At 39.5% G+C, this 13,043-nt stretch carries 7 protein-coding genes; all 7 read left to right on the top strand.

All coding sequences use genetic code 11. From position 1 onward, the window contains the following. Positions 1-13 precede the first annotated feature (13 nt). Positions 14-2,167 (top strand): serine/threonine protein kinase, encoded by a 2,154-nt coding sequence (locus UABAM_RS13240; RefSeq protein ID WP_151968481.1) that lies wholly within the window; start codon positions 14-16, stop codon positions 2,165-2,167. A 28-nt stretch (positions 2,168-2,195) separates the two neighbouring features. After that, a complete protein-coding gene (locus UABAM_RS13235; RefSeq protein WP_151968480.1) occupies positions 2,196-4,715 on the top strand; it encodes a protein kinase domain-containing protein in 2,520 nt (839 codons plus the stop codon). Between the two features lie 894 nt (positions 4,716-5,609). Then, positions 5,610-8,504 (top strand): protein translocase subunit SecD, encoded by a 2,895-nt coding sequence (gene secD / locus UABAM_RS13230; RefSeq protein WP_151968479.1) that lies wholly within the window; start codon positions 5,610-5,612, stop codon positions 8,502-8,504. Positions 8,505-8,665: 161 nt separating this feature from the next. Continuing rightward, on the top strand, positions 8,666-10,159 hold the full coding sequence (locus UABAM_RS13225) for a leucine-rich repeat domain-containing protein (RefSeq protein ID WP_173013297.1): 1,494 nt from the start codon (positions 8,666-8,668) through the stop codon (positions 10,157-10,159). 222 nt (positions 10,160-10,381) lie between these two features. Next, the gene (locus UABAM_RS13220) at positions 10,382-11,116 is read left to right on the top strand and encodes a sulfite exporter TauE/SafE family protein (RefSeq protein ID WP_151968477.1); all 735 of its coding nucleotides are present in this window, start codon (positions 10,382-10,384) and stop codon (positions 11,114-11,116) included. Between the two features lie 10 nt (positions 11,117-11,126). Beyond that, positions 11,127-11,834, top strand: a complete 708-nt coding sequence (locus tag UABAM_RS13215; protein ID WP_151968476.1) for a DUF1641 domain-containing protein — start codon at positions 11,127-11,129, stop codon at positions 11,832-11,834. Between the two features lie 2 nt (positions 11,835-11,836). After that, a complete protein-coding gene (locus UABAM_RS13210; protein ID WP_151968475.1) occupies positions 11,837-13,024 on the top strand; it encodes an NAD(P)/FAD-dependent oxidoreductase in 1,188 nt (395 codons plus the stop codon). The last annotated feature ends 19 nt before the right edge of the window (positions 13,025-13,043 follow it).

Raw genomic sequence — 13,043 nt, 5'->3', positions numbered from 1 at the left:
TTGGTGAAAATTCATGGACAATCAATTTCACTCCACTCAACGAGAAAAACCGCGTGTGCAAGACTATCAACTTGAATCCCTCATCGGAGAAGGAGGGATGGGCAAGGTATACAAAGCAATTCATTTGAAAACACAGCAGGTCGTCGCCATCAAGGTTCTGTCGTCTCAAAATCAAATTGATATGAATAGTATTCGTCGCTTTTTGAAAGAAGTACACGTGATTTCACAGCTTCATCACCGCAATATTATTCGCCTCATCAGTAGTGGGCAACAAAATGGCATACCGTATTTTGTCATGGATTTCATCGAAGGCATTACTCTAAGGCAGTGGTTGGAGAAAAAAAATAGCCTGCGTAGACGTCTGGCAATGGTGGTAAAAGTGGCTCGTGCTGTTGACTACGCTCATGAAAATGACGTTATTCATCGAGATTTGAAGCCGGATAATATCATGATTCGGGAAAACAATGAACCTTGCGTGATGGATTTTGGTTTGGCGAAATTCTCGGAAGATATAGATAATTTAACGCAAACGGGTTCTATTCTTGGTACCTTTTACTATATGTCACCAGAGCAAGCCGAAGGACGAAAACACGATATCGATTATCGCACTGATATTTACGCCTTAGGGGCCATTTTATACGAATGTATTACCAAAACACCTCCTTTTACAGGACCGAACGCTTCAAGTATTATCAAGCAAATATGCTATGACCCGGTCGTTGCCCCTAGTACGAAAATGCCGAAGGTATCAAAAGAAATAGATAAAATTTGTTTGAAAGCTTTGGCCAAAAGTCCACAGGATCGTTATCAAAACTTGGAAGACTTTATCGAAGACATTGAGGCATTCCAATCGGGGAAAAAAGTGAAAGCGCGTATTCCACAGCAACGTTCTATGGTACCTATCATTGTCGCTGCAATTTTGTTTGTTGCTGTGGCTCTCGTGGCTTTCGTGTTCCTAAAACAACGAACATCTGCCGTTCCCAAAAAAGAGATTGTCAGCGTGTACCACAAACTCAAGAGTGACATTTCCTCTGGAATTGCCATTGATGACCATTTGGAAATTTATCGCAATAAATGGGGGGAGTTTTCCTTTTTTCATCAAAAAATGGCGGAGTTGCACTTTTACTACGCGTTTGTCAACGACGCACAATATAGCGAGCGGTTAGCAAAAATGAAAATGCATATTGATAGCGCGATACAGCAACAACAAGGCGATGCATACAACACGTATTTACTGTATCAATATTATTGGATAAAACGCGATGTACCGCAAAAAGTGTTCAGCGAACTCGCTGCACAACAAAATAAAATTGCTCGTCTTTTACCACTTTATGACGCATCGCAAAATCCTTTGGATTTTATCCAAAAGCATGTGCGCAAAAAATGGTTGCAGGCCATAAGGTTTTCCCAAAAAACAAAGATGCGTAGTATATCTCATATCGTTCAACCATTTCTCTATTACAACTACTTACCCGAAGATATATTATTTGAAGATTATTCCATTTGGATTCGCGGTAAGCGCGTAAGTAAAATTCGCGAAGCAGTCTATGTGGTGGGTATTTTGAATAAAAAACTTCACTACCTCGCCGTATCTAGCGACCGAAAACTGGTGGAGGTCTATATTGATATAGACACTCTCGAAACGATCGGCTACAAAGACTTGGGAAATACACCACGCGTACGAACTGCTAAGGTAAATTGGGAACAACTAAATGAAACGATTGATGTCATGACAACAGGGTTTCTCAAAAGTTTTTGTACAAAAGGTTACATTTTTCTTTTTGCCAATTCCAAAAAGTATTCGCAAAAACCACCGATGGTGCAGGCAAGTCCTCATTTAGAAAAGTTATTTCGTTTAAAACTAGACCTGAACAACGTTTCAAACAGCCTATATCTATTTTACAAAAAACGTAAAATTAGTGCGGAAAATGAATTTGTCATGGCGGCAGGGTTGGCAGACGACAAAGTTGTCTATCTCGCGATGACACCCCTTGGACAAATAAAAGACGTTCACTATGATTTCCGGCGGCACAAAAAAATACGGGAAAATCTTGTTGTACAACTCAATAAACAAAATATGCAGCAAAGTGCTGCGTATTTGCGGTATGCCTTTTTAGGACATATCAAAGACCTCGGTTATATTTCGATTATTTTTAATAACAAATAGGTTGATAACGACTGTAAATGAGAGAAAGATGGAATTTCGCAAAATAGGAGAATTAGCGCTTTTACGCCGTTGGTTAAACTCTACCGATATTGATATTATTCTACAACTCCAAAAGCGCCAACGTCTTGCTGGAAAAACAGAGGTTGCAACTCTATTTGGTAGACTATGTATTGAGCAAGCGGTTCTCGATGAGGCACAAGTGAACACTCTATTGGCAGAGCAACGTTTACATGGTGCGAAAAAGCTTTCGCGTTATGTGATTGCCGCGGAAATTGGTCGTGGTGGAATGGGCTGTGTCTATCGCGCTTTTGATGAAAAACTCAAACGCGAAGTCGCAATAAAGGTTATTTTGGGCGAAAATGATTCTCCTCAATTGCAACGTTTCTACTGTGAAGCGGAGGCCATCGCTAGTTTAAACCACGAAAATATTGTCACACTTCACGACTATGGTCATGAAGTGGGCATTCACTATCTGGTGATGGAATTACTCCCTGGTGAAACGCTAAGTAAGTGGGTACTTAAAGCCAATCCTTCACCACGGCAAGCCGTAGAATATGTATTGCAGATTCTTCATGCCATTGAATATGCTCATCGTAAAGGGATTATTCACCGCGATTTAAAACCACAAAATGTTATTGTGACCGGGAATAAATGTAAAGTTCTCGACTTTGGTTTAGCCAAATCTGTGGAGCGCGAATCTTTCTCCGTTTCGGGAACTCTTGCAGGTACGCCAACGTATATGGCTCCTGAGCAGGCTCATAACTTTAAAAATGCAAATGAACAAAGTGATGTGTACTCTCTGGGGGCGATTTTGTATTTTTGTTTATGCCAGAAACCTCCGTTTTCAGGTGATTTCATCCATATTGTTCAAGCTTTGCGCCAAGGAAAAAGACCACAGCCGCTACGCGAGGTAAATGCCAAGGTCTCCCGTAGTTTAGAACATATAGTTGCGATTGCGATGCACCGCGACATAAATAAAAGATATAAATCTGTCGCCATGTTTCACGAAGCCTTGCAAAATTACCTCGCCGGGCAATATCGTTTTTTTGTACCGCGTATTTCCCGAAAAGGAAAACTTTTCATCGCTGTTGCGGTAACTCTCATGGTGATTTTGTTTACGATGTACTGGAAAATAACAGCTCCGCATCGTGAGTTTGTACAAAAGTGCCGTGCGGTGGCTAAGGGGGAAGTCTCCCCTCTCATACACAATCATTATGACAAACTTTCCCCTACGCAACGAGAATTATATCAGGGAGCTTTAATGGAACTTTTGCAGACGCCTGGTACCTCTCGTGAAACAATAAAATTGCAGGTGATGTCATTTTTGATAACGAAAAAAGTGACCAAAGTTGCTCCGCTACTGGTAAAAATAATACGTGGGAGTGATTCCTCTGAAATGCGGCGCGCAGCAATAAAAGGCTTGGGGACCCTACAAATAAAGAAACACGCTGATGTCTTTGTCGATGTTATTCACAACGAAGATAATGATTTGTGGTTGCGCATGGAAGCGATGACCGCTTTGGGGATGTGGAAAATCGAAAAATATTTACCGATGTTTCTCGGAATAATAGAAAAGCATCGCGAAGAAAGTTTACGGCAACATGCAATTACCAGTATCCATCTTTACGACTTAGACACGTACATGAATCGTTTACAAAAAGTGATGCACCACGACGCAAATAGATACGTACGTGTAAAAATCATTGAACTCTTCGCCAGTAAAAAAAACAAGCAGTTGATCCCTGAGATTATGCAAAGGCTAAAAAATGACGACACCCCTGAAGTACGCAACGCAGCGGTTGTGGCTCTTGTCACATTAGATTCCCGGCGTAATCTTCCGGTTTTACTGAAAGATGCAAACCTCCCTATTAAAATCGCAGCTATTCGTGCGCTAGGTAATGTAACTGCGAAAGATGATTTGCCAAACCTGCGTTCCTTCCTGCGAGACGCTACCATTTGCAATGAGCTAATTCGTAGTTTAGAGAAATTAAAGCTCCGGGGTTATGCAGATGCAATAGTGCAGACACTGTCACAAAATCAAAGTTTCGTTACCCAGATCTGTGTTGTTGACTTTTTGACGAATTTACAAATACGTCAATATTTCACACAAATTGACGAACTACTCCGCAAAGACAATGCACCGGAAGTCAAAACAAAAATTTTACGAATGATTGCAAATCTAGAACTGCAAGAATACAAAGAGAGTGTTTATCAAGTGTTGAGAGATGAATTGCCCTCTGTACAAGTTTTTGCCGCAACTACTTTGGGAAAACTCAGAGCCAAAGCGCGCGAAATGCAAGCTATCTACAATAATTCGAGTAATACAATACTTCGTGGTACAATTGCAAATGCAATCGCCATGACCGAATCGAAATTGAATCTCGAAGCACTTTTACGTACGTCATCGGAGAAGTGGATCAACACGATTCTTCAATTTGCTACATCTCTGGACTTGTCAAAAAAACAGTGGCAAGAGTTTTGGGAAAGTTACCAAAATGCGAATTTCCCCGCATACCGTAAATTTTGTAAAAATTATCGCATAAAATAATTTTCATCTTGTAAAAAGGTCATTTTTGTAGTAGTAAAAGGTAACATCTTTTTATGGAGCTACAAAATGTGGAAACGTTGCACAATTTGTGTTGTGTTTATATTACTTATTATACAAAGCATGATATCACCAAATGTTTGGGAATCTATTTGTCCGCAAAACAGTGATATTGTGAATAAATGCGAGTCACCGCAAACAGAATCACAAAGTGATCATATGTTATCCAGTGCAGTGGATAATGTCAGTTTCTATGTCGCTGGTTCCTCTACAAAAATCCATTTCAACAAACAACCATCAAGTTGCTACTTCCATTTTCCCAAATTACGTAGCAACCTATCCATTTCAAAATACTTACCACTAGAAATCTCCCAAAACAATAGCGTTTTGCTTTGTTAAAAGCAATATTGTTACGTCCCCTTTTTCACTTCAATAAAATTTCATAACTGTCGACTTGACCGCGAAGAATATATATATCTTTGGATATTCTATCGCGTCGTAGTTTCGGAGTGTCGTTTAAGTATTTCGTTAGTATGGCGATTACTTCTACAGGGGAGTTTACGTGTGTTGAAAGACGCAATGTTATTTTGGGTCTATCGGTTTAGAAATATGCCTGTATGCGATGCCGCCCCCACAGGACTGATAAGGGGAGGTTTTTTGTTAAGTGCATACAAAGAAAAGAGATAAAAACTTTTAAACTACAAATCTCCAGGTTGTCATCCCTGGCTTGACCAGGGACCCAGGCGTTTACAAGTCGACTTTATATTGCTGGTTTCCCGCTTCCGCGGGAATGACAGCTCTGGGGAAACGTTAGTTTGAAACAACATCTGTTTTTAGTTATAAGTGCCTTGCATCATATGCTTTACAGTGGAAAATTCAATATTAAGGAAATAGAAAATGTATGAAAATAACCCCAAAATATGGACAAAGTGTGTATTGATTTTGTGCTTAGTCTCTATGAGTCTGTTACTTATTTGTCCACCGAGTAAAAGACCTTTTTTCCAAGAGGATTTACAAGAAACGAAAATAAATTTAGGTTTAGATTTAAAGGGAGGTTCTGAATTACTATATGAAATAGACCTACAAGAACTTGATCCACATAAAACCGCACAACAAGTTATGGATGATTCCATCTCTGTCATTTACCAGCGTATTTTTGACTCTGGTATTGTCAAAGAACCGCGAATCAATCGCCAAGGCAAAAATCGAATACTGGTGCAGTTACCAGGATTGAATGACGCAGATACGGAAAAAATCAAAGATGCCATTGAACAACTAGGGAATTTACGTTGGTGTCTTGTTGCGTCGCCGCAAGTGGGCGGCAAACGTAGTTTTGACGAAGCCGTCGAATCCACTAGGTATGAAAAGGCAAAACAGCGTGGACAACGAGCGCTTGACAACTACAGAAAGCAATTACTTAGTTTGGGCTACAAGTGGTTTCAGGATAAAGGTGGTGGGGAACGTTTGTTATGGATCGGCGATTCGTATAACATTACAGGTAAAGATTTACGCCACGTTCAATTTGATTCCCTCCATCAACAAATTCATTTTCGTTTAACAATCTCTGCGGGAAAAAATTTCAAAAAGCTCACCGCAAAATACCAAGGTGAAATTCTCGCCATCGTATTTAACAATAAAATAGTAAGTGTTGCGCAAATTGGGGGCGTTGTCGGCGATTCAGGCTCTCTCACCGGTTTTACAGCAAAACAAGCCAACGTACTCATCAAAACCATGAAATCTGGATCTTTGGATATTAAACCACAGCTTTTATACAAAAATACCATTGGTCCAAGTATTGGCGAAGACTCTGTACGTTTGGGAGTTTACTCGGCGCTATTTAGTTTTGCGGCAGTTATTTTATTTATTGCCATTTATTATCTTACCTCGGGAATTGTGGCAAGCTTGACATTGCTTTTGAATATATTGTTGGTGTTTGTTGTCTTAATGCTATTTAGAGAAACATTGACATTGCCCGGAATTGCCGGTTTAATTTTGACCGTGGGTATGAGTATCGATGCCAATATTATTATTTTTGAGAGAATTCGTGAGGAGCAAGCAAAGCGTCTGCAAACAGTGGACAAACAAATATTATTAGACGATGTTGATCGTGGCTTCCAAAAAAGTTTTCGGACAATTCTCGATGCGAACATCACTACTTTTTTTACTGCGGCAATACTTTATATGATTGCGTCTGGAGCAATCAAAGGTTTCGCGTTTACGATGTTGTGGGGGATAGCACTTAGTTTTTTTACCGCTATTTTTGTCACAAAAACGTTTCTTCGCGTTTTGATCATGATAAATATGAGTAACCGTTTACGTATGATGCAAATTGTAAAAAAACCGTCTTTTGCTTTTACAAGTAAAATGCGTAAATGGGGCATCGTTTCTTGTTTTGCCGTTGCTTTATGCACAGTGGGCTTTTTGAAGAGTAGCGAACGTATCTATGGTTTGGATCTTCGTGGGGGGGTTTTGGTACAAATGAGTTTGAAAAAACCTTTGGAAACCACAACCGTACGCGAGCGTTTGCGCAAGAATTTCCAGGGGGATTTTGAAGTACAACGCTTAATAAGTCCCCGTGCGAAAAATCGCGAATTTTCCATTCGTCTGTCTCAAGAAAATACCTCGCAATCACAAATGCGGCAGAAAATTCGGCAATTGTTTTCTGCAGAGTTGGCCGAAAAAGCATTTGGAGACATAACAAAAATTAGCAGAGGAAAATTACGCAACTTTGTCTCTATGCCAATTCACTTGCATACACCAGTATCCGTAGATTTTTTAAAAGCCACTTTTGCAAAAAGTCCATTTGAAAAAGTACTGATCGCAGTGCCGAAAGTGACTGTACATTTTGAGTTGCAAAAAGCCCAAGGAAAACGTTCATTAAAGAAAGAAATAATACGTCATCTCGCACTAGCACGCCCCACAATAAAAGTGCAGCACATCGAGATTCACAACAAAAACAACGTTTTTACCGCACAAATTTCATTTTTAGAGCATGCCCCACTCGAATCTATTCACCAAGCAATGCAAAGATGTAAATTTGCCAAATTTCATGTTCAGCCACAAAGTGACTTTGCAAATCTTATGGCAGAGTTTACCTTGTTGGTCGATCTACCTAGCGGAAAAGACCACATTTCGTGGGGAGAAACCAAACAATATTTAGAGAAAACGGTTCGCGATATTTTTCAACAAAAAGAAGTTCATCTTTCCGACCCGTTTCCTCGCGTTGCTGAAATTTCTAGCGTGGTGGCGAAACAACAGAAAACAAGTGCTTATCGCGCGATTTTATTGTCACTTATTTTTATACTGCTATATATTACAGCTCGCTTTCCCAACGGATGGAATTGTGCTTTGGCGGCGATTATTACTTTAGCACATGATATTGCCATCACCGTAGGTATGATTACTTTGTTTTCCAGCATGGGGTGGGTAAACGTCGAAATGAATTTACCCGTAATCGCGGCGTTACTTACGATTGTTGGTTATTCTCTGAATGATACGATTATTATATTTGATCGCCTACGCGAAAACCGCGAAAACCAAGAGGAGCGTTTGCCAATAAAAAAAGTAGCGGAAATTTTTGATCGCAGTATTAATCAAACCCTTTCACGAACCATCTTAACATCATTTACCACTTTGTTAGTTGCGGTGATATTGTTTGTTTTTAATTACAATACCGGTAATGTTCTGGAAGGATTTGCATTTACGCTAATTGTTGGAATCATTGTCGGGACTTATTCTTCTATTTTTGTGGCAAGTGCGTTGGCATTGCGATTTGAATCAAGAGCACGTTAGAATTTCTATTTTGCGGTAGTACTTTTCGTATAAAAGTACTACCGTTTTTCGCCTGCGCCTTTTAAAATGAAATAAATATTTTATTTGCAAAATAAGGCTGCTTTTGCAGGGATGACACCCATAGATATTCCAATATGAGGAGATTTGTCGAGGAAAATGATATGGAGCAACAGCACATAAAATTAAAATCTCTACAAAATATAGAGGATCACAGCGTTTACCATGGCTGTGTATTTTACCTATCAAAAAGTTATCAGCCACAACATGTCGAATTCTACGACTGTAGTTTTCGTACAAATGTTACATTTGGCAATTTGGATACCTGCGTTTTTCGAAATTGTAGTTTCGCGGGAGATGTAACTGTCGGTTTACAAAGCTCTGAAATAAAATCGATCCCTAAGTGGCTTTTTCAAATGCCGATGCTAACGCAATTAGATCTTAGTTACAATTACGATTTATCATTACAAGGAATTAGTAAATTTTCTAGGCTTACTCATTTGAACCTTCGTAATTGTGGACTCAAGGATTTACCACAAGAGATGAACGAACTGCAAAATCTTACGCATCTTAATCTCAACATGAATAATTTTAAAGAATTACCGGTAGTCGTATATCAACTTTGTTCTCTTACGCGTCTCGAATTGGCACTGAATGAAGTTTCACTCACAGAGGAAATTCAACAACTCAATAAACTTACTTATCTTGATTTTTCGCGTAATAGCTTGCAAGATTTTCCAATTTCGGTGTGCCAATTGTCGGCAATAACTCATCTCGACATGTCTTTTAACGAAATTACGGAACTTCCCCCGCAAGTGGGAGAACTTAAACATCTCGTTTACTTAGATCTCGCACATAACAACATATCGAAATTGCCGCCTGAAATAGGAAAACTTCGCTTACTTGCGGAATTAAAACTGCGACGAAATAATATTCAAAATTTACCGCCACAAATGAGTAATCTTACTTCCCTACATTCTATCGATTTCTCATATACACGTATTACGAACGATTCGTTTACACATCTAGCTGGTTCTGTAGAAAAAATAGATTTAAGTCATACGGCGATTAGCAACGATGTTTTTGCTTGCTTCGACAAACTACCTAAACTTTCGGATGTAGACGTGAGATTTACGTGCATAACTAAGGAAGGCTTACACTCTTTTCATAACATCTCCCAGCTAAGTTCTCTACTTCTCGCGGGCATCCGGATCACTCCTGTAGAGATCGCTCTTTTTTACAAACACAATGTCAATGTAAACCTATCTTGTATCGAAATAGATAAAGATGAAATGAAGGAAACGGACTACAAAAAGTTTATGGCCAAAAAAAGTGTTGCGATTGCACAGTGGTGGCGCACTTCAGAAAATACGGCAGTTGTTGTGGGCGGTGACTATATTGATGGCGATAACGTGCACGAATTATCTGCGTCTTTTCATCGTATTTTTTTAGGTGTGGGAATCACCAACATTGTATTTGATTTATCTAGTATCAAGTATATAAACTCTACTGGACTTGACGAGTTTGTTCTCAGGGCACACGAACTTCGATCACGAGGAGGAGATTTTTTGCTGATCAATGTTTCTGAGAAGATACGTGCTCTTTTTGATATGCTGGGCTTACTTTCGGTTTTTCGTTTTTCTGAATCCACGGAGTAGACAAATCAAGCTCATTTTTTATCAAGTGCATGTCTTCAAATTGACGAATTATTTTTGTTGGAAATCACATATTTTTATTGAATTTTTATAGTGAATATGCGAATATTTGAATATTTGAATGTTTGTTTTGTGTGAGGATACTGGTCTTTTCATTATCAATGAAAAGGCACAATACTTCAAAGTAATTGAGGCTAGTATTGACGACAAATACTATGATTTATTATGTACACACTTAGTTTAATATTTGCTTTTCTGATAGGATTGTCACTGGGACTTTTAGGTGGCGGTGGTTCAACCTTAGCCGTGCCCGTTTTTGTATATGTTGTTGGGTATGACACAAAAACGGCAATTTGCTTAAGCTTATTCGTTGTGGGTACAGCGAGTTTTTTTGGAAGTCTAAAACACTGGAAGAATAACAATGTCGATGTAAAAATGGCTCTGATTTTTGGACCATTGGCGATGCTTGGCGCGTATTTGGGGGCACGTCTTGCTGCTTTTTTTAGCGACGCGGCACAGCTCACTTTATTCGCTTCGATTATGTTAATGGCTTCGTTCTTCATGTTTACCAATAAGAATCAAGACACGCACAGTGGTAAAGTCTCTTTGATTGCTCTTGCTCCTCAAGGCCTATTTGTGGGTATTCTTTCTGGACTTGTGGGCGTAGGAGGAGGGTTTCTCATCGTACCTTCGTTGGTTATTTTTGGTAAGCTTTCGATGAAGGAATCCGTGGGAACATCTCTTATTATTATTACCATGAACTCTATAACGGGTGTATTGGGATACTTGGACCAAGTGCAAGTACCATGGAATTTTGCTTTCTTATTTACAGGCCTTGCGATCATCGGTATTTACACCGGCAGTTCCCTGGTCAATTTTATTCCACAGAAGAAACTAAAAAAAGCTTTTGCGATATTTATTTTGGTGATGGGTGTATTCATACTTTACTCAAATTTATAAAGAGAATTTTATGGAACAGGAAAATACCGAAGTTTTAAATAAGATACTACAAAAAATAGAATCTTTGGAAAAATCTATCGAAAAGGTAGAGACTTCCGTTCAGCAACTCCAGGGTATTACGGGAATGTTTAGTGATAGTATCGATGAACATTACCAACGTACCAAGGAAAAAGGAATTGATCTCGAAGAGCGCGTATCGGTAAGTCTACAACTTGCTGAAAAAATCACCAAACGCGAAACTGCAAATTTGTTACTGGAGAACATCGATCACATCAATCAATTGCCGCAACTCGTCGCGATGTTTGCCGATTTTCTCGATGAATTTTATCGCGAAAATCTCCGTGATATCGATGTGATCGATAATCTTAAACGAGGTTTGCAGATAATGATTGAGTTAACAAATCCAGATACAGCAAAAATTATTTCAACCGTTTTTGACGAAGAAAAAGGTCTCATCAAAGAACTTTCGGCTTTGTTAGACTCCCCTGAATTTAGAGCGCTAATGAAGTCAGGAGTATTAAATCCTCAAACAGTTAAAGTCATCGCCTCCATGGGGGAAAGTTTGGTGGACTGTCAAGATGACGTTGAAAAACTTACTGTGATTAAGGGGGTTGGGGCTTTGTTTAATTCCGATATACGTCGTTCAATGGGATTCTTGGTGGCTTTTGCGAAGCACTTTGGAAAAAATTTAGCAAATGATCGTTCTTCAGAGGAGTAATAATTATGGAATCTTATGATATTGTCATCGTGGGCGGTGGTAGTGCCGGGATTACTGCGGCAGCTCATCTAAGTAATGAAGTGGCTTCCAAAAGTGTCGCAATTATTGAGCCTTCTACTAAGCACTATTATCAGCCTATCTGGACGCTCGTTGGTGGCGGAGTATTTCCGAAAGAAGTATCGGAAAGAGAACAAGAAGATTTTATTCCTGACGGTTACACATGGATTCAGGATAAAGTGGCGACGTTCGATCCAAAAAATAACCAAATAAAAACGCATGATGAAAAAACTATTGCCTACAAATACCTTATCGTTGCAGCAGGGATTCAAATCGATTGGGATAAGATACCTGGTTTAAAAGAAACGGTAGGAACTAAAGGCGTATGCAGTAATTACTCCTATGAAACGGTTGATTCTACTTGGGAAAATGTGAAAAACTTTCAGGGCGGAACGGCTATTTTTACACACCCAAGTACACCCATAAAATGCGCCGGTGCGCCACAAAAGATATGCTATCTTGCAGAAGACTATTTTCGCAAATCGGGTGTGAGAGACAAAAGTAATGTTGTTTTTGCTTCGGCGACGGCGGGCATTTTTGGCATCGAAAAATATGCAAAATCATTGAAGAAGGTCGTTAAAAGAAAAAATATCAATACTCTTTTTCAGCATGACCTAGTTGAGCTGCATCCCGACAAGATGGAAGCGGTATTTAAAAAGCTCGATGATGATGAACGTGTGACTTTATCTTATGATATGATCCATGTCTCTCCGCCGATGAGTGCTCCTAAATTTATTAAAGACAGTGAGCTTGGTAATCAAGATGGTTGGGTCGACGTGGACAAACATACTTTACAGCATACGAAATTTAAAAACGTTTTCTCTCTGGGAGATTGCAGTAGTTTGCCAACTTCAAAAACGGGGGCTGCGATACGCAAGCAAGCTCCTGTTTTGGTGGAAAATCTCTTGGCAGAAATGAAAGGGGAAAAGTTGAAAGGACACTACGATGGTTATACCTCTTGTCCTTTAGTTACTGGGTATGGAAGCCTTATTTTAGCTGAATTTGACTATGATAAACAACCCGCGGAAACTTTTCCATTCGATCAAGGGCAAGAGCGATACAGTATGTATGCGCTAAAAGCCTACGGACTGCCGCGCATGTATTGGCATGGAATGCTCAAGGGACGTGTGTAGTTGCTTGGTCTATGCAAAA

Source organism: Candidatus Uabimicrobium amorphum, assembly GCF_009002475.1.
Taxonomy (GTDB): Bacteria; Planctomycetota; Uabimicrobiia; order Uabimicrobiales; family Uabimicrobiaceae; genus Uabimicrobium; species Uabimicrobium amorphum.
Note: the sequence above shows the minus strand (reverse complement) of the source record. Positions and strands in the feature narration are given on the sequence as shown.

Bases quoted from the DNA above. Each gene is read 5' to 3' on its own strand.
- UABAM_RS13225 (WP_173013297.1), top strand. From the start codon at position 8,666: ATGGAGCAACAGCACATAAAATTAAAATCTCTACAAAATATAGAGGAT.
- secD (WP_151968479.1), top strand. From the start codon at position 5,610: ATGTATGAAAATAACCCCAAAATATGGACAAAGTGTGTATTGATTTTG.
- UABAM_RS13240 (WP_151968481.1), top strand. From the start codon at position 14: ATGGACAATCAATTTCACTCCACTCAACGAGAAAAACCGCGTGTGCAA.
- UABAM_RS13220 (WP_151968477.1), top strand. From the start codon at position 10,382: ATGTACACACTTAGTTTAATATTTGCTTTTCTGATAGGATTGTCACTG.
- UABAM_RS13235 (WP_151968480.1), top strand. From the start codon at position 2,196: ATGGAATTTCGCAAAATAGGAGAATTAGCGCTTTTACGCCGTTGGTTA.
- UABAM_RS13215 (WP_151968476.1), top strand. From the start codon at position 11,127: ATGGAACAGGAAAATACCGAAGTTTTAAATAAGATACTACAAAAAATA.